This window comes from Streptomyces caeruleatus, assembly GCF_001514235.1.
Classification (GTDB): domain Bacteria; phylum Actinomycetota; class Actinomycetes; order Streptomycetales; family Streptomycetaceae; genus Streptomyces; species Streptomyces caeruleatus.
On record NZ_KQ948925.1, the window covers coordinates 193,036 to 212,124 of the forward strand.

Annotated in this window: 7 protein-coding genes and 1 pseudogene; 2 read left to right on the forward strand and 6 right to left on the reverse strand. The window is 74.6% G+C overall.

Annotated elements, in window-relative coordinates; translation table 11 throughout:
• The first annotated feature begins 59 nt into the window (after nt 1-59).
• Entirely contained in the window at nt 60-1,100 is a 1,041-nt protein-coding gene (locus tag AQJ67_RS05765; RefSeq protein ID WP_062717483.1) for an LLM class flavin-dependent oxidoreductase, read from the forward strand.
• Here the strand turns inward: AQJ67_RS05765 and AQJ67_RS05770 are convergent.
• The 5 genes and pseudogenes from AQJ67_RS05770 to AQJ67_RS44760 form a co-directional block, all read right to left on the reverse strand.
• The gene (locus tag AQJ67_RS05770) at nt 1,057-13,146 is read right to left on the reverse strand and encodes a hybrid non-ribosomal peptide synthetase/type I polyketide synthase (protein WP_062716952.1); all 12,090 of its coding nucleotides are present in this window, start codon (nt 13,144-13,146) and stop codon (nt 1,057-1,059) included. The genes AQJ67_RS05765 and AQJ67_RS05770 overlap by 44 nt on opposite strands.
• Nucleotides 13,147-13,267: 121 nt before the next feature.
• Entirely contained in the window at nt 13,268-15,253 is a 1,986-nt protein-coding gene (locus tag AQJ67_RS05775; protein WP_062717484.1) for an AfsR/SARP family transcriptional regulator, read from the reverse strand.
• Nucleotides 15,254-15,297: 44 nt separating this feature from the next.
• Nucleotides 15,298-15,651, reverse strand: a complete 354-nt coding sequence (locus tag AQJ67_RS05780; protein ID WP_062716953.1) for a VOC family protein — start codon at nt 15,649-15,651, stop codon at nt 15,298-15,300.
• 75 nt (nt 15,652-15,726) lie between these two features.
• Complete coding sequence (locus AQJ67_RS44755) at nt 15,727-16,158, reverse strand: cupin domain-containing protein (RefSeq protein ID WP_167366193.1); 432 nt, start codon at nt 16,156-16,158, stop codon at nt 15,727-15,729.
• A 294-nt stretch (nt 16,159-16,452) separates the two neighbouring features.
• A pseudogene (locus AQJ67_RS44760) lies at nt 16,453-16,917 on the reverse strand (AAA family ATPase); the annotation flags it as partial.
• Between the two features lie 217 nt (nt 16,918-17,134).
• Between AQJ67_RS44760 and AQJ67_RS05790 the strand changes: the two are divergent.
• A complete protein-coding gene (locus AQJ67_RS05790; protein WP_062716955.1) occupies nt 17,135-18,055 on the forward strand; it encodes an alpha/beta fold hydrolase in 921 nt (306 codons plus the stop codon).
• 40 nt (nt 18,056-18,095) lie between these two features.
• On the opposite strand, the gene AQJ67_RS05795 is transcribed toward AQJ67_RS05790, so the two are convergent.
• The gene (locus AQJ67_RS05795) at nt 18,096-19,070 is read right to left on the reverse strand and encodes a TauD/TfdA dioxygenase family protein (protein WP_062716956.1); all 975 of its coding nucleotides are present in this window, start codon (nt 19,068-19,070) and stop codon (nt 18,096-18,098) included.
• Nucleotides 19,071-19,089: the final 19 nt, after the last annotated feature.

Genomic DNA, 19,089 nt, shown 5'->3' on the forward strand with positions numbered 1-19,089 from the left:
GGACGTGATCGAGTTGGCAGAGACACAGACCCATTGAATTTTCAATGATGGAGGAGTCCATGCCGTCACCGTCCCGCCCGCTGCGCAAGCTCGGCTTCCTCACCATCGGGCTCTTCGACGAGGCGGATCCACGCCGGGGCCACGAGTCCACGCTGGAGATCATCGAGCTCGGCGAACGGCTCGGCTTCGACAGCGCGTGGCTGCGCCACCGTCATCTCCAGTACGGCATCTCCTCCCCCGTCGCCGTCCTCGCCGCGGCCTCCCAGCGCACCAGCCGTATCGAGCTGGGCACCGCGGTCATCCCGCTCGGCTGGGAGAACCCGCTGCGGCTGGCCGAGGACCTGGCGACGGTCGACCTCCTGTCGGGCGGCCGTCTCAACCCGGGCGTCAGCGTGGGCCCGCCGATGCACTACGACCGGGTCAAGGAGGCCCTCTACCCCGACACGGCCGACGCCGAGGACTTCGGCTACGAGCGGGCGCGCCGGCTGCTGGACCTCGTGCGGGGCAAGCCGGCCACGGACTTCAGCGGGGTCGAGGGTTTCGAGGTGTTCGCGGACAGGGTGCAGCCCCAGTCCCCCGGTCTCGGCAGCCGTATGTGGTACGGCGGGGGCAGCCTGAGTTCGGCGCGGTGGGCCGGTGAGCACGGGATGAACTTCCTGACCAGCAGCGTCGTCAAGGCGGAGGGCCCCGAGGGCACGGCGTCGACGGCACCTGACTTCGCGGAGATCCAGCTCTCCCACATCCGCGCCTTCCGCTCCCACCACCCCGACGGCGAGAGGGCCCGCGTCTCCCAGGGCCTCGTCGTCATCCCCACCGACTCCGCCACGCCCGAACAGCGTGCGAAGTACGAGGAGTACGCCGCCAAGCGCACCCCGCGGACCACGTCACCGCAGGGTCCGGCGCGGCTGCTGTTCGCGCCGGACCTCGTCGGCACCTCGGCGGAGATCGCCGAACGCCTCCACGCCCACGCGGCGTTCCGCGAGGTGGACGAGGTGGCGTTCGCGCTGCCCTTCACCTTCGAGCACGAGGACTACGTACAGATCCTCACCGACATCGCTACCGAGCTCGGCCCGGCGCTGGGTTGGCGTCCGGCCGGATGAGCCGGTCGAGCAGATGCAGCGGCGCGGGCCGCACCCCGGCGGCCTCCACCGCGTCCCAGTGGGCGAGGGCACGCGGCAGGTCGACGAGGCCATGGGTCAGGGGCAGTGCGCTCGCGGGGCGGCCGGGACTTCCGAGGTCGGCGTGGAGCAGTGACTCCAGCCGGCACGAGGCCAGGGTGCCCTCGATCCCTGGCGGCCGTACGGCGAAGCCCGCGCTCGCCACGGCGGGGAGGTCCTCGCCGAGGCGGGTCTCCGTCCGGTCGAGGGCCAGCAGGCCGCCTCCGACGACCAGCACGTCCTGCTCGCGGCTCATACGGTCCAGTGCGCGCGCGGTGTCGAAGCAGTGCGGGAAGGAGTCGTCGACCACGATCGTGCCGGGCCGCAGCCGGTCGACGTCCAGGAGAGCCGTCGCGCCGCTGACGGCCGTGACGATCACGTCGGCCTCGTAGACCGCCGCGGGCAGCGTCCGCCCGGACTCCGCGACCCGGACCGGCAGGCCCGGATGCCCGGACGTCAGGTCCGCCGCCAGCCGTTCGAGCCTCTCGGTGCTGCCGGGCAGGTCGCACAGCAGCAGCCGGGCCGGTGGCCTGGGTGTCTTCGCCAGCAGGAGTCGCAGGGACGAGGTGCCGATCGAGCCGCATCCGACGACGGCGAGCGCGAGGTCGCCGAGGCTGCGGCCGGTCGCCGCCAGGGCGGAGTGGACCGTCTTGGTTACGGCGACGGTCGTCGACGCGTGCCCGGTGGTGAGCGCCGCGCTCGTCGTGGTCTCGCGCAGGACGTCGTACCCGTAGCCGGTGAGCGAGGGGATCATGCCGGCGAGCGAGACGCAGCGGGCGCCGAGCGAGGCGGCGTCCTCGACGGCACGGGCGGTGCGGGCCGCCAGATCGGGGGCCGGGCTCAGTTCGTCGGCGAAGAGGGGAAGCGCGACGAAGCCGGAGTTCCCCAGCGGAGTGCTCGTCTCCTCCAGCAGACGGGCACGTCCGTCCGGGAACAGAAGGGCCCGGATCTCCTCGCGGCCGAGACCGGGGCTGTCGTACGGCAGTCCGGCGAAGGCGGCGAGGTGGTGGGGTGCGGGCAGGTAGCCGACGAGGGCGGCGTCGAGGCGGGTGCGTCGGCCGCGAACCCTGGGGGCGGTAGCGGTGTCGGCCGTCGCGTCGTGCAGTTGCCCGCGTATCTGCTCCGCCAACCCGGTGACCTCGTCGGCCGTGAGGGCCGCCGCCGAGGCCCGCACGGTCACCCGCAGTCCCTCCCCGTCAGCCACCGGCCGCACCGCCAGGAACACATCCGTGCCCAGCGGCGGCGGGGCGAGGGAGGTGTCGGTCTCGTCGGCGTGCAGGGTCAGGCTCCCGTGGGTCTCGGAGTCCAGGGAGGTGAAGTCGAGGAAGGTGAAGAAGAACTGGGCGTGGCGCGGCAGTCCCGCCGCCGTGCGCAGGTCGCTGGGGCCCTCGGCCCGGGCCAGGTCCGCCTCGGCGGCCACACGTCGCAAGTCGGCGTCGAATGAGGGTGGTTGGTGCTCGTCGCTGCTGTGCGCCCCGGGCAGGCCCTGACGCGGCTCAGGGCGCGGATCCGGACGCGGCTCAGGGCGCGGATCCGGACGCGGATCCGGGCGCAGCGTCACCGCTTCCGCGAACGGGCCGAACACCCGGTGTGCGTCCGCCGTGGACTCCTCGCGTCCGGTGACGGCGAGCCCGAGCATCAGGTCACGCCGGCCGGTGAGTTCCGTGAGGGCGCGGTAGTAGGCGGTGAGCAGCGGCGCGTACAGGGTGCGGTGCGCCGCTCGGGCGAGCCGCCGCAGCCCGCTGGTCGTGGCGGCGTCCAGGGTGAACCCCGTGGTGTGGAAGGCCGGTTGCGGGTCGGTGTCCTCAGCGCGGTCGGCGGCCGGCCGCCGCAGTGCGGGGGGCGTGTAGGGCGCGTGGAGGTGGGCACGGTGGGCCTCGGCCTCGGGTCCGACTGGCTGCGGGCGTACGGAGGACTGGGTCACGTGGTCGCGGAAGGTGCTCGCGAGCGGCGGCAGGCCGTGCGGCAGACCTCGGTCGAGCCGGTCGTACGCGGTGAGCAGTTCCCTGGCGAGGAGGGCGGCGCTGTAACCGTCGCCGATGAGGTGGTGGGCGTGGACGAGGAGGACGTGCTCGCCGGGTGCCAGGGTGAACAGCCTCAGCCGCAGCAACGGCCAGGCCCAGGGCTCCAGTCGGCGCCCCGCCTCCTCGGCGATCCGCCGCTCCAGCAGATCGGGGTGGGTGAGGGTCTCCGCCTCCACGGGCAGCCGCAACGAGTCCGGCAGTTCCTGCTGCACGGGCGGGCGGGCACCGGCCGGGAAGACGGTGCGCAGCATCGGGTGCCGGGCCACCAGGACGTCCACGGCACGCTGGAGGACGTCGTGGCGCAGCGGACCGCTCAGCCGGAATCGGGCGAGCCAGCCGGAACCCGCGCCCGGGTCGATGGTCCCGGCGAGCAGGAACCCTCGTTGGGAAGGTGTCAGGGCGTAGGGGGTCAGGGCCAGGGGCCCTACCGGGGCGGGGTCGGGGTTCGGGTCCGGCGACGGGTCGGTGGTGGCTGCGCTGTCGACGGCCGCCGCGAGGGCGCTGAGCGTGCGGTGGGTGTAGACGGTGGTCGGACGTGGGACCGCGGGCAGCTCCTCGCGCAGGCGGGCGAAGAGCTCCAGCACCATGATGGAGTCGCCGCCGAGTTCGAAGAAGTCGTCCTCGCGGGTCACGTCAGGTGCGTCCAGCAGGGCCGACCAGATGCGGGCCAGGGTGCGCTCGGTCGGGGTGGCGGGTGCGGTGCCGGGGTCGGCCTGTGCGGGCTCGGGGGCGGCGGGGTCGGCCTGGGCGGGGGCGGACTCGGCGGCCAGCAGCTTGCGGTCGATCTTGCCGGTGCCGGTCAGCGGGAGCGCCGGGAGCGAGCGGATGCGGCCGGGCAGCATGTACGGCGGCAGGACGCGGGAGAGGAAGGCGCGTAGCGCGCGGGCGTCCGGCTCCGCCGTGCCGGGGCGGGGCTCGACGTATGCCACCAGGCGTTCCTCGACGAGCAGTACGGCGGCGCGGGCGACGTCCGGGTGGGTGAGCAGCGTGGCCTCGACCTCGCCGAGTTCCACGCGGTGGCCGCGGACCTTGACCTGGTCGTCCAGGCGGCCCAGGAACTCCAGTACGCCGTCCGGCGATCGGCGGGCCCGGTCGCCGCTGCGGTACCAGCGCCGGCCGTCGCGCTCGACGAAGGCACGCGAGGTGAGCTGCGGGTCGCCGAGGTAGCCGGGGGTCAGCCCGGTTCCGGCGATGAGCAGTTCACCGGCCTCGCCGGGCGCGCAGGGACGCCCGTCCTCGGTGACGACGGCCAGTTCGGTGCCGGCCACCGGCCGGCCGATGGGCAGCTGTCGTACGTCGTCGGCCGGCCGGGTGTCGATGATGTGGCAGGTGGCGTTGATGGTGGACTCGGTGGGCCCGTAGAGGTTGGAGATCCGGTGCTCCGGTCCCCCGTGTCCGTCGAGCAGGTCGAACCATCGCCGTACGTGCGCGGCGGGCAGCGCCTCGCCGCCGACGTGGACCCAGCGCAGCGCCGACAGGTCCGGGGGCGTCCCGTCCCGCCTCGCGCGGGTCTCGGCGGCGGTCAGCAGCCGCTCCCACAGGGTCGGCACCGAACTCCACACCGTGATCCGGTCGTCGACGATCCGGTCCAGGAGTGCCTCGGGGTCGCGCGGGAGGTCCCGGGTGAGGGTGTGGACGGTGGCGCCGGCCAGCAGCGGTGCCAGCAGTTGGCGTACGGAGGCGTCGAAGCAGACGGACGCCGTCTGCACGAGGCGGTCCCCGGGGCGGTAGCCGAAGGTGGTCAGGGACCAGTCGAGGTAGTTGAGCATGGACCGGTGGGTGATCGGGACGGCCTTGGGGCGGCCCGTGGAACCCGAGGTGAAGATGACGTAGGCGATGGCGTCCGGATCGGCGGGCGTCGTCGCCTCGTTCGGGGTCGGCGCGGCAGGCGTCCGGTCGTCGACCGCGACGGGGGTGATCCCGTCCAGCGCGGTGACGGCCTCGCGTGTCGCGGTGTGGCAGACGACCACGCCGACGCCGGTGCGTGCCACCTGGTCGCGCATCCGGGCGACGGGATGGGTGGCGTCCAGGGGGACCCAGCCGGCGCCCGCCCGCAGGATGCCCACGACGCCGACGACGGTGTCCGCGCCCGGTTCGGTGAGCAGGCCGACCAGGTCGCCGGGGCGTACGCCACTCGCTCGCAGTCGGGCGGCGAGGGTGCCGGAGGCGGCGTCGAGTGCGGCGTAGGTGAGCGTGGTGCGGCCGGTGTCCACCGCCACGGCCCGCGGTGCGGCTCGGAACCGGGCGCGGAGGCGGTCGACGACGCCCCTGTCGGTGTCGTGCCGCTGGGGGGCGGTGGTCAACTCACCGACGGCTTCCCGTAGTTCCTCGACGTACTCCCCCGCGAGGCGTGCGACGGTCTCGCGTCGGAAGAGGTGGGCTGGGTGGTTCCAGGAGAAGTGCAGGGTCGCGTCCGCTTCCCAGCACAGCAGTCCGAGCCGGGTCGCGGCGGAGGCGGTGGCCGCCGCGGTCGGGGTCACGGTGACCGGCCAGTCCCGGCCGTGGCGCACGGGAAAGCGGGCGAAGCTGAACCCGGCCGGGGCGACCGTGCGCGGGGCGGGGCCGGTGGTGGGCAGCAGTGCGGCGATGTCGGGGCTGGCGAGCGTCGCGTGGGACTCCGCCTCGCGCCAGATCCGCCGCAACCGCCGGGCCAGCGCGGGCACCGGCTCGTCGGGGTCGACGGTGACGAACACCGGCAGGGTGTCGGCGAGCGGGCCCACGAGCCGGTCGATGCCGGGCAGGGACGTCTCACGGCGGGCACGGGCCACGTTCACGGCGACGGCCCGCTCTCGGCTCCAGCGGGCCAGACAACGGCCGTAGACCGCGAGGAGCAGATGGAAGAGGGAGACCTCGTGGCGGGCGGCCACCGCACGCAGCGCCTCCGTGAGCGCGGTGTCGAGGGTCGTGTGGTGGTGGGTGAGCGGCGGCGCCGGGAGCGCTTCCGGGTCCCCGTCGTACGGCAGTGCCCCGGCCGTGACCGCCGCCGTGTGCCGCGCGACGCGGTCACGCCAGTACTGCTGGTCGCGGGTGAAGGCCGGGGACTGCTGGTCGGCGGCGGCGACGGCCGCGTAGTCGGCGAACTCGGCCTGGGATGCGGGAAGTTGTGGTGGGCGCCCCTGGGCGAGATCGGTGTACAGCTGCCAGAGGTCCTCGCTCAGCACCTTGAGGCTGAAGCCGTCAGCGGCGCTGTGGTGGACGACCAGCAGCAGGTGAGCACGTTGGGCGTCCTGCCGGTCGCGGACCAGGACGGCACGCACCGGGTCCTCGGCGGTCAGGTCGAACGGCCGGTTGTACAGCCGCTGTTCGAGGCCCGGCAGGGACGGCGTGGCCGTGTCGGGCTCGTGGACCTCGTACCAGCGGGGAGGCCGGTCGGTGGGCTCGGCGGGCGCGGTGTACTGGGTCGGCGGTGTGCCGTCCTCGGTGATCCGCAGGCGCAGCATCGGGTGGCGGACGGCGAGGTGGGCGAGTGCGCGGCCGAGGAGGTCGGGGTCGAGGGGGCCATGGACGGTCTGGCGCAGATAGCCGTAGGCGGTGACGCCTTCGTACAAGGCCTCGGTGGTGAGGAAGGCGCGCTGGAGGCGGGTGAGGGGGCGTGGGGTGTGCGCCGGGCCGCGGTGCACGGCGGGGGCGGGCGGAGGGGGCGTCGGCGGGTTCTGTGCGTCGAGGTGGGCGGTCAGTTCGCCGATCGTGCGGTGCTCGAAGAGCAGGGTGGCGGGCAGGGGCAGGCCGAGTTCTGTCTCCAGGCGGCGTGCGAGGTCGACGGCGGTCAGCGAGTCGAGGCCGAGGCTGAGGAACTGCTCGTCGTCACCGATGTCGTCGGGGGCCCGGTGCAGGGCTTCAGCGAGCAGGCGGCGGATCAGGCCGGCGGTGCGGGCCGGGTCGGTCACGGTGGTGGGGCGGTCCGGTGCGGTACGGGGCGAGGGCGGCGAGGCGGCAGGCGAACGGCCCGGAAGGGCGACCGCCGCCACGGAACTGCCGCCCTGCTTCGAGGACTTGGGCGCGGGACTCACCAGCACGTGCGCGGCGCCGGTGGCCACGGCCGCCCGCAGTCCCGCGATGGCGGCCCGCGTGGACATGGGGCTCAGCCCGCGGGCGCGCAGCCGGGTCCCGGCCGGTGACCCGGCGGCCAGTCCCGCGTCGGCGACGGGACCGAACCCGATCGACTGCCAGGGTCGGCCGGCCGCGCGCTCGGCGGCGGCGAAGGCGTCCAGGAAGGCGTTGGCCGCCGCGTAGTCGCCGAGCGCGCCGGCGAGGCCGGGCAGCACCGAGGAGACGGACGAGAAGGCGACGCGTACGGCCGGTTCCTGGCCGTACCGGCGCAGTGCCTGGGCGAGCAGCATGGTGCCCCGTGCCTTCGCGGCGAGCACCTGCTCGATCTCCGCGTCGGTCTTGGCGCGGAGGGTGCCGGGCCGGACCGTGCCCGCGGCGTGGAAGACGCCGTCCAGCGGCGGCAGGGTGGCGAACAGGGCGTCGACGGCGGCTTCGTCGGACACGTCGGCCGCGTGGTACCGGGCGCGGGCACCCTGGGCACGCAGGTCGGCGAGCAGTTCGTCGGGCACCGTCTCGGAACGCCCCGTCAGGATCAGTTCGCATGCGCCGCGTCCGGCCAGGTCACGGGCGAGCGCGGAGCCGAGCCCGCCGGCTCCGCCGGTGATCAGGTAGGTGCCGTCCGGCGGCAGGTCCCCGGTCGGCCCGGAGGCGTCCGACGCCGCGACCGGCGTACGGCCGAGCCTGCGCCCGGCGCGCCAGGCCACCACGCTGTCGGCGCCCTCGGTGCCCGCCTCATGTCCCGCGTACAGCTCCCGTTCCAGGGCGTCGACCCGGGCGTCGAGCGGGTCGCGGGAGGACAGGTCCACCGTGCGGGCGACGAGCCCCGGGTGCTCGTCCGGCAGGGCGAGTGCGAAGCCGTGGAGGAGGGCCTGGGCGGGGCGCGACTGTTCCGTCGAGGTGCCGGTGGCGTACGCGTCCTGGGTGACCAGCAGGAGTCGGGAGCAGTCGGTGGGGAGGAGGTCGAGTACCTGGCGCAAGGCGGCTGTCGCGAGGGCCGGGGCCTGCTGTGCTTCGGCTCCGGTGCCCTCGTCTTCTCCCAGCCACACCAGGGTGTCCGCCGAGGCCGGGCTGAACGTCCCGTGCGCGGAGTCGTTCCCCAGGACGGTCACCCCGCGGCCGGTGAGCCGTTCGGCCAGGGCCCGGCCGAGCGCCCGGTCGGTGCCGATCAGCCGCACCACGCGGGGCCCGTCAGCGGGCATGAGCGGTGCGGTCGCCCAGGCGAGTCGGCGCACCAGGGGCGTCGCGCCGGGCCTGCGCGGCCAGTGGCGGGTGCGCTGGTACGGGTACGTCGGGACCTGCGCCCTCGGACGGACGTGGGCCGGCCGGTCCAGAACGGCTCGGTTCAGGGGCGCCCCGCGTGTCCACAGTCGGCCCGCCGTCTCCAGCAGCGCCCGCGTCCCCGAGGAGTCCGTGTCGCTGCCCGCCGCCGAGGAGAGTCCTGCTGTCAACACCGCCGCGTCCGGGGCGCCTTGGGCCCTCGCGACCGCGCGGACGGCCCCGCCGAGGGTGTTCCCCGGGCCGAGCTCGACGAACGTGTCGTAGCCCTCCTCCAGCAGCTTCGCGACGGCCGCACCGAACCGCACGGGCCGTACTGCGTGTGCCTGCCAGTAGGCGGGTGTGAGGCCAGGCCGCCAGGCGCCGGTGACCGTGCTCAGCATCGGCACCGCCGCCGGTTTGACGGTCAGGGCCTTCGCGGCGTCCCGCAGCGGGTCGAGGAGCGGCTCCAGCAGCGGTGAGTGGAAGGCATGGGACACGCGGAGCCTGCGTACGGCCACGCCCCGCCCCGTCAGTTCCGTGAGCGCACGGTCGACGGCGTCCTCGGTGCCCGAGATCACCACCTGTTCGGGCCCGTTGACGGCGGCGACGCCGAGCGCGCCGTCGGACGCGGAGACGAGCCCGGCGACGGTGTCCTCGTCGCCCCGGACGGCGGCCATGGCTCCGGGGAGGGCCAGTTCGGCCACCAGCCGTCCGCGTTCGGCGGCGAACCCCACCGCCTCGTCCAGGGTCAGCGAACCGGCAACGCACGCCGCCGCGATCTCGCCCACGCTGTGCCCGGCGACCGCGTCGACCGGCACCCCCCACTCCGCCAGCTGCCGGGCCAGCCCCACACCGAAGGTGACGAGCAGCGGCTGAGCCACCTCGGTCCTGGCCAACTCCCCCGGATCCGTGCGGGGATCGAGGCACCACTCGGCGAGCGAGCGGCCAAGGATGGGCCCCGTCAGCGACGAGGCCTCGTCCAGGACCTCCCGGAACACCGGCGCCGACCGGTACAGATCGCGGCCTTGGCCGGGTCGCTGCGCCCCCTGGCCCGGCAGGAGGAACACCGTGCGGGGGCGGGACCGGACGGGCGTCGGGTTCGCCGTGGCCGTACGGGCGGCGTCGAGGCGGTCCGCCAGGTCGCCGTCGGCGAGGACGGCGAGCCGGTAGGGGCCGTCGTCACGCGCGGTGTTCACGGCGGCGCAGACGTCCGCCTCGTCCGTGTCCGGGTGCGCACGGACATGGGAGGCCAGCTCGGCGGCGGCCTCGCGCAGGGCGTCGGGGCTGCGGGCCGACAGGGTGAGCAGGTGTGGGCCGAGGGCGGCAGGACGTACGGGTACGGGGGTCGTCTCCGCGGACGACACCTCCGCCACCTCCGCCACCTCCGCCACCTCCGCCTCCTCCAGGACCGCGTGCGCGTTGGTGCCGCCGAAGCCGAAGGCATTGACGCCGGCGATCAGCGGTCCGGGGGCCTCCCAGTCCCGTTGCTCGGTGAGGAGTTCGAAGCCGGGGGCCACGCGTTGCAGGTACGGGGCGGGCGGGCTGGTGTTCGGGGAGGGCGGGAGGCGGCGGTGCTGGAGTGCAAGGACGGTCTTGACCAGGCTGGGCATGCCGGCCGCGTTGAGCAGGTGCCCGATGTTCGCTTTGACCGAGCCGAGCAGGCGTGGCGTCCCGTCGGCGCGGGGTGGGAAGGCGTGCCCGAGTGAGCGCGCCTCGACGGGGTCGCCGACCGGGGTGCCGGTTCCGTGCGCCTCGACGTACGAGACCGCGTCGGGGTCGATGCCGCATTCGGCGTAGGCCCGGGTGATGACCTCGCGCTGGGTGCGCGGGTTGGGGGCGAGCAGGCTCAGCGACCGTCCGTCGTTGTTGACGGCCGTCCCGCGGACCAGGGCGAGCACCGGGTCGCCGTCGCGCGCCGCGTCGTCCGGGCGGGCCAGGACGAGGGCCGCTCCGCCCTCCCCCGGCACGATGCCGTCGGCGGCGGCGCCGAAGGGGCGGCTGCCGCCCGTCGGGGACAACGCGCCCGCGCTGTCGAGGAGTCGGTGCCCGGTCGGGGTGAGGGCGAGCTGGACGCCGCCGACCACGGCGACGTCGCACTCGCCGCTGAGGAGGCTGCGCCGCGCCAGGTGGAGTGCGACCAGCGCCGAGGAGCAGGCGGTGTCCACCGCGAGGGCGGGGCCGTCGAGGTCGAGTGTCTGGGAGAGGCGGGCGGCGACCAGGTTGGGCAGGTTGCCGGTGAGCGCGCCGGGGTGGGCGGCGAGGTCGCCGTCCGTGGCGTCGGCCAGGATCTCGCGGTATCCGCTGTCGCCGACGGCGGCGAACACGCCGATCCTGCGGCCGGTCCGGCGCGGTCCCGCGTACCCCGCGCGCTCCAGGGCCTCGTGGGCCAGTTCCAGGAAGATCCGCGCCTGGGGGTCGCTCGCGCGGGCCTCCTCATCGTCCATGCCGAAGCAGTCGGCGTCGAAGTCCGCGGGGTCGGGGAGGAAGGAGCCGAAGAAGCCGGGGGTGTCGTCCCAACGGTCGTCCGGTACCGGCGTCAACGTGTCGCCGCCGGAGAGGAGCAGGTCCCAGAAGGCCTCGGGGGTCTGCGCTCCGGGGAAGCGACAGGCCATGCCGAGTACGGCCACCGGTCCCTGCCCCGCGCGCTCGCCGGCCGGCGTCGAGGCCCGCGTCGTCTCGGACGCCGCGTCGCGCCCGCCGAGCAGGGTCAGCACATGCGCGGCCAGCTCGGCCACGGTGTCGTGGTCGCGCAGGACGCGGGGTTCCACCGTGACGGCGAAGGCGTCCTCGATGCCCGCGAGCACGGCCATCGCCTTCAATGAGGACCCGCCGAGGGCGAAGAAGGGATCGTCCCGGCCGACGGCCGCCGGGGAGAGGGCCAGTTCCTCGGCCCAGATCTCCCGGATCGTTTCCTCGACGTCATGCCGCGACCGCGGCGCGTCGCCCCGCTGAGCGCGTTCCTCCCGCCGTGCGGTCGCCCGCTCGGCCCGTGCCAGCGCCCACCGCTGCTCGACGGCCGCGTAGGAGCCCGCCGCGAACCGGTCGCGCATCAGCGCCCGCCGCAGCTTGCCGCTCGTCGTCCGGGGAAACGCCCCCGGCGGCAGCGGCAGCACCCGTACGTCGTCGTGGCCCAGCGCCGCTCGGACCCGGGCCGCCACCGCGTCCAGCACCGCGAGGGCCGTGGCCGGGGCGGGCCGCGCCCACTGCAGGAACACGGCCACGCGGTCGCCGCCGGTGTCCGGATCGGTGGACCCGATCACCGCCACCGTGCCCTGCGGCACCCCGGGAGTGGCGGCCGCCGTCTCCTCCAGATCGGCCGCGTGGAAGGTACGCCCGCCGACGAACACGACGTCCTTGTGCCGGCCGGTGACACACAGCCGGCCCTCACTGAGGAAGCCCAGGTCGCCGGTGCGCAGCCAGCCTTCGCAGAACGCCGCGGCGCTCGCCTCGGGAGCACGGTGGTATCCGCGTGCCAGTTGCGGACCGTGTACCTCGACATGGCCGATCCGCCGGTCGGCGAGGACCTGGCCGGAGTCGTCGGTGATCCGGACGCGGCAGTCCTGGACGGGGCGGCCCACGTCCATGAACTCGACGGCGTCCGGGCCGAGTTCGGCGGGCACGGCTTTGCCCCGGCTCAGCGCGGCGCGGTCCAAGCACAGCGGCGCGGCGACCTCCCCGAGCGGGGGCACGGTCACGGCGAGCGTGGCCTCGGCCAGTCCGTACACGGGCAGCATGGCCGTGGCGTCCAGCCCGGCCGGCTCCGCCCTGGCGGTGAACTCCCGCCACACGCGCGGGGCGATGGGCTCCGCGCCCACCAGCATCAGCCGCACGCTGCTCAGGTCCAGTCCGGCCCAACCGCTGTCCGGCACCCGCCGCACCGCGAGGGCCAGCGCGAAGTTCGCCGCCGACAGCAGGGTGGCCCGGTGCCGCGCGACCGACTCCAGCCACAGCGCGGGGCGCTTGGCGAAGGTCAGGGGTTCGAGCCGTATCTGCTTCAGACCGGCCGCCATGGGGACCAGGTGGGTGCCGATCAGGCCCATGTCGTGGAAGTACGGCATCCAGGTGGCCAGCACGTCGTCGGGCGTGATCTTTGTGGCGGCGCGGATCTGCCGGATGTTCGCGAGGACGGCCTCGTGGGTGAGTTCCACGCCCTTGGGGTCGCCGGTGCTGCCGGAGGAGAACTGGAGGAACGCCAGGTCCTGCGGGTGCCGGCGGGGCAGCGCGCGCAACGGGCGGGCCTCGCGCAGAGCGGCCGACCGCAGTGCCCGCACCGGTCCCGGCAGTTCGGAGAGCAGTTCCTCGGTGGCGCCGTCCACCATGACGGCGGGCCGGCCGAGGAACTCCCACACCGGTCCGATCCGACGCGCCTGCGGGGCGAGCGGTACGGGCACGAGCCCCGCCGCCAACGCTCCCCAGAACATCGGCTGGAAGTCCTCGCCGCCGGCCGCCAGGAGCGGTACGGCGGTGCCGGGCCGCAGTCCCGCCGCGTGCAGGCCGCCGGCCACGCGCAGTGCGTCGTCCCGGAGTTCGGCGAAGGTCACGGTGTGCTCGCTGCCGTCTCCCCGGACGTGGACGACGACCTGACCGGGGTTCTCCTCGGCGGCATGCAGCAGTACGTCGAGAAGTGTTCCGGCGGTGCGGGGCCCGGGAGTCGGCATGTGCTTCCCTTCCTCGTCGCACGCGGCGAGGGGCACGCGGGCGCGCCCCGCCGACGTCGGGTACCCCGGCGGGAGCGTTGTCGATCATTCATCTGTACGACGACGAGTCGCGCCGAACGGTTCACCGGTGCGACGGGCGAGGGGTGCCTCGCAGCGCGGTGTCGAGGTCGTTCAGATGCGTCGAGACCGGCCCCAGGGTGAGCAACCCGCTGCCCGCACCGGCCAGTTCGTTCGCCGCGGGGGTGAGGGCCGCACGGGCGCGGGCCATGGTCTGCCGGTCGCCGAGAGTCAGGGCGGCGCGGGCGGTGAGGCACCACAGGGCCTCTTGGAGGAGGTCGCGGGGTGGTTCGGGCGTCGCGCGGAGGGCGTCGCGGGCCTCGGCTCGGTGGCCTTGGCCGAGGAGGAGCAGGGGGTGCGTCCAGGGGGCGTAGGGGCCCCAGTCGGTGTCCGGGGCGAAGCTGAGCGGCAGGGCGTGGCGCAGGCGCAGGCACAGCAGCGCGAGGGGTGGCAGGCCTTGGGCGAGGCCCGGCATCCCCGAGCCGTCGAGCAGGGTGGCCGCGTCGCGGTAGGCCGCCTCCGCCTCGGCCGGGGAGGCCTGGCCAGTGGCGTCGCGTCGCAGGGCGGCGTACCAGCCGGTGAACACGCCCACGAGCGGCCGTTCGTGGCGCGCGGCCAGCGCGTCGGCGGCGGTCGCGTGGTGGTCGGCCGTGATGAAGTCCCCGAGGGCGCTGCGGGCTTGGAGGCGGACGAGGTGGCCGAGGATCTCGTACGCCGACAGGTCGTGCCGGGTGGCGAGCGCGATCAGCTCGGCGCCGATGGCGTCCCGGCGGGGCGCGAGCCCGGTGCGGTCGAAGCTCTGCATGAAGGACGCGTTGAGGGTGAACGCCAGCAGCGCCCGGTCGTCGAGGCGGCGGGCGATCTCCTCTGCCTGGCGTGCGGCTTGCGGGCCGCGGGCGAGCGGGGTGCCGCGTGACTCCAGGGCGATGGTGGCGAGCAGCCGGGCCTTGGCGGCCTCATGGCCTTCGGGCGGCAGGGCGGCCAGGGTGCGCTCGGCGGCGGCGACGATCTGTGCGGCCTGTTCGGGGTCGTCGAGGCGGGTCCAGATGGCCGGCACGTCGTAGGCGCCGATGACGCGGGCGGTCAGTTCGACGTCGCCCAGTTCCTCGGCGGCCGCGACGGCGGCGACCCGGTGTTCGCGGGCGGCCGGCAGTCCGCTGCCGCCGGTCAGGGCGAGGTTGCGCAGCAGCCCGGCGGTCGATTCCAGGCGGGCGCGGGCGTCGGGGGCGACGGCGCGGTCGTAGGCGGCGGCGACCTGCTCCCAGACTCGGCCTGCGGGGTTGCCGGGCGTCCGGTCGAGACGGTCGGCCTGGCGGAGGATGTCCGTCTCCAGGGCGCGCAGGTCGGGGCCGGGGTCGATGCCCAGGTCGGCGGCGAGCAGCGCCCGCGCGCTGCGCAGGACGTCGAGGGCGTCGGCCTGCCGGCCCGTGCGGTAGAGGGCCAGGGCGAGTAGCCGCCAGGCGTTCTCGCGCCAGGGATGTTCGGCGGCGTGCGCCCGCAGGTCCGTGGCGGCCCGGTCGGCGAGGCCCAGGTCGAGCAGTGTCTCGGCCCGCAGTTCCACGGCGTGCAGACGCAGCTCGGTCAGACGGCGGCTCTCGGCGCGGGCCCACGGCTGCTCGGCGAACTCCGCGTAGGCGGGCCCGCGCCACCGGCCGAGCGCCTCGTCCAGCCGTACGCCCGCCTCCTTGGCCGGCAGCGTCGCGGCGTCGGAGACCGCGTGCTCGAACCACCAGGCGTCGACCGTGTCCGGCGCGGTGCGCAGGGCGTAGCCGGGGCCTTCGGTGACGAGCAGCCGGGCCGGGGTGCGGGGTGGGCGGTCGGGTTCGAGGGCGCGGCGGAGGGCGGCGACGAACGTGCGTACAGCGCCCACGGCGTCGGCGGGCGGGTCGGTCCAGAGGTCGTCGACCAGGCGGGAGACCGGCACGAGACGGCCCCTTGCGACGATCAGCCGGGCCAGTACCGAGCGGTGTCGCGGACCCTTCAGGTCGATCGCGTCACCGTCCGCGTCCCAGGCCGTGACCGGCCCGAGCACCCCGAAGTCACGGCCCACGCCGGTCACCGCCCCGCGCTCTCCACGACCTGGACGGGGCGCGGTCAGGCGGGCTGCCACAGTTCGAGCCGATGGCCCTCGGGGTCGGTGACCCAGCCGAACCGGCCGACGCCCTCCATGTCCTGGGTCTCCTCGGCCACGTCCGCTCCCCGGGCGCGCAGTTGCGCGAGCATGGCGTCCAGGTCGCGGACCCGGAAGTTCAGCATGGTCTGCTGGGTGCGGGACCCGAAGTAGTCGGTGTCGGACTCGAACGCCGCGAACACCGTCGGCCCGGCTTCCTGACGCCACAGGCCGTGCTCATCGGCGTCCAGTCCCAGGCAGTCGCGGTACCACGCGCTCAGGGCGGCCGGGTCGGCGGCTCGAACGAAGTATCCGCCGATTCCAAGCACACGTTCCATGGCGCCATCCTGCCAGGACGACGGGAGGGTGCGCGCGGTGGCAGAGCAGGTGATCCCGGGCCCGGTCCGGGGGCCTCAGCCGGTGGGTCGCGGGGCGCGCAGGTGGGCGCGCTGCTCCAGCTCCTCCTTGGAGACGAGTTCGAGCATGGGCTTGCCCGGTGCGCACATCATGGTCACGACGAACCGGGTCCGCCCGTCGCCGAGCGCGTTGCCGTCCTGGTAGTGGATCACGTCTCCGCCCGGCTCCCAGAACGTGCCGCCGGCCTCCACCACCCGCTCGGGCTCGCCCTCCAGCTCGAAGCGGACGGCGCCCTCCACGACGTAGCCGAAGGCCGGCCCGGAGTGGCGGTGCGGCGGGGTTCCCGGGTCGCCGGGCTCCCACTCGACCTCGATGGTCATCGCCGAGGCGCCCTCCGGGATCGTCAGGGGTGCGGCGTCCTGGAGCATCCGCGCCGCGTTCATCCAGCTCTCCGACGCCGCCGCCTGTGCCGCGTGGTCGTGGGACATGATGTGCACCCTCCGTGAGTCGCCGTGTGCCGGGCGGGGACGCCGCATGTCGGCCACGGACGACGCGCGTGGCAGTTCCAGCAGGGCGAGCGGGTTGCCCCGGGCCTCGGCGAGGGTACGGCCGCGGATCCGCTCGTCGAATCCGCCGTGGATCGCCGAGTCCAGCAGCGCGCGGGCATCGGGTTCGCGCAGGCCCTCCACCACCAGTTCGGGCAGCCCGTGGAGGAGGTGCTCGCCGTCCGGCTCGCGCACGGCGAGGACCAGGCCGACCTCGTCCGCCATGAGACGCCGGGCGACGAATCCGAGGATCTGCGCCGAGACGTGGTCGAGCCACTGGGCGTCGTCGACGAGGCAGATCAGCGGCTTGTGCTGGGCCACGTCGGCGAGCAGGCTGAGCACCGCGAGCCCGACGAGAAAGCGGTCCGGCGGCGTTCCCTCGCTCATGCCGAAGGCGGTCTCGATGGCGGCTCGTTGGGGGTCCGGGAGCCGGCCGAGATGATCGAGGAACGGGACACAGAGCTGGTGGAGACCGCCGAACGCCAGCTGCATCTCGGACTCGACGCCCGCGGTTCTGACGACCCCGCATCCGTCGGCGTGACCCGCGACGTGTTCCAGGAGCGCCGTCTTGCCGATTCCGGCCTCGCCGCGCAGCCCCACGACCGCGCTGTGCCCCGCCCGCACCGCCGCCAGGTGCCGGTCCAGCGCCTCACACTCGCTCTGCCGTCCCCGCAGCTGGGTCCCCGGATCCTTGCTCGACATAGGCACCCCAGGCAGTGAGCGTATGTACCGGGATCGAGCGTATATACCGGTCGCCGAATCTCGGAGACCTCGCCCGGTCCTGTTCCGCCGGCGTCAGCGCCGACCCGCTGCTCGTTCACGGCTCATTCGCCGCTCATTCGCCGCTCATCCGGCGCCGGGAGGATCGAGGAGTCCCGGAGTCCCTCGCCTCTCGACGAGCGTCGCAAGGAGCACAGCCATGTCCAGGCCCGCCCGCACGACCCATCCCACGCCCCCGCTCCCGCCCCCTGTCATCCCCGGCTTCGATCAGCACCGCGTCCCCGTGTCCGACGGCGTGTCCCTGCACACGGCCGTCGGCGGCTCGGGCCCGCCCGTCGTCCTGCTGCACGGCTTCCCGCAGACCCACCTGATGTGGCGGCACGTGGGCCCGGACCTCGCCGCGGACCACACCGTGATCTGCCCCGACCTGCGCGGCTACGGCGCCGGCGACAAACCGGCCGAGACCGACGGCACCGTCTACGCCAAGCGGACCATGGCCGCGGACATCGTGGCGCTGGCGCGGGCCCTCGGGCACGAGCGCTTCGCCCTGGCCGGGCACGACCGTGGCGCCCTGGTCGCTTTCCGGGCCGCGCTCGACCACCCGGACAGGGTCACCCACCTGGCATGTCTCGACGTCCTGCCGACCCTGGACATGTGGGAGGTGATGCACGGGGTGAGCGCGGCCGTCGGCTTCCACCTCTATCTGATGGCCCAGCCGCCGGGCCTTCCCGAGCACCTGATCGGCGCCGCGCCGGACGCCTTCTTCGGCCACTTCCTCGACGTCTGGACGAGCGACCGGCGGGCTGTCCCGGACGATGTCCGCGCCGCCTACCTGGCCGCCTGCCGCGAGTCGGTGCCGTCGATCGTCGCCGACTTCCGGGCCTCGGCCGGCGTCGACGTCGAGCACGACCGGGCCGACCGGGCGGCCGGGACCAAGCTCCGGATGCCCGTCGCCGTGCTCCAGCAGGACTGGGGCGCCGCCCTCGGCTTCGACGCGGCGGCGCTGTGGCGGGCCTGGGCGCCCGATCTGGTGCACTCCACGGTGACCTGCGGCCACTTCATGGCGGAGGAGGCGCCCGACGTCGTGGCGAAGGCGCTGCGGGAGCTCCTCGGCCGCTGAGCCGCCGAGCGCAGTGCCGCCCGCCGGACTCCGACCTCGCCTACCAGCGTCCCGGCTCGGTCCCGACGATCGCCTCCGACGGTTTGCCGTCCACCCCCACCGGTACGTCCCCGGCGAGCATCACCCGGTGCATGGTCCGGGGGAAGTCGAGGTGGGCGTTGTCGCTGGGGGCGAGGTGGAGGGTGGCCCGGTTGTCCCAGAAGGCGACGCTGCCGGGCTCCCAGCGGAAGCGGACCGTGTACTCGGGGCGTACGGCCTGCTCCAGCAGCATCTCCAGGATCGCGGCGCTCTCGGCCCGGGAGAGGCCGGCGATCTGCTCGACGTAGTAGCCGTTGACGTAGAGCACCCGCTCGCCCGTCTCCGGGTGGACGCGCACCAGCGGGTGCAGCGAGGCGACCTGGTGGTCCAGCAGATGGCGGACGTAGGCGTCGTCGCCGGGGCGGGGCTGGTAGCCGACGCCGAGGCGGTGCTCGGCGCGCAGGCCGTCCACGAAGTCCTTCACCGGACCGGACAGTCCGGCGTAGGCGGCCGCCAGGTTGGACCAGGTCGTGTCGCCGCCGTACGGGGGTACGGTCTCGGCGCGCAGGACGGTCGCGGCGGGCGGGTCGACGCGGGCGCCGTGGTCGCAGTGCCAGCCGCGCAGCAGGGTGTGGCGGCGGCGCCGCAGCCACTCGTCGTGCTCCATGCCGAACCTCCCGCCCAGCTCCAGCCGGTCGGCGGTGGTCTCGACCTCGGGGAAGTCCGCCGGGGAGGCACTTCCCCGCTTGCGCAGGACGACCGGTGCGCCGAACCGCCGCGCGAACGCCACATGCCCGGCGTGCTCCAGCCGCTGTCCCCGGAAGAAGACCACCTTCCAGCGCAGCACCGCCGCCCGGATCGCGGCGACCACGGCGTCGTCCAGCTCGCCGGCGAGGTCGACGCCCGTGATCTCCGCCCCGATGTGCCCGGCGACCGGTCGTACCTCGATCCCCGTCTCCTGCCGCGCCGCGCCCGCCGTGCCCCTGTCCGTCGTCATGCCCGCTCCGTCGGTCGTC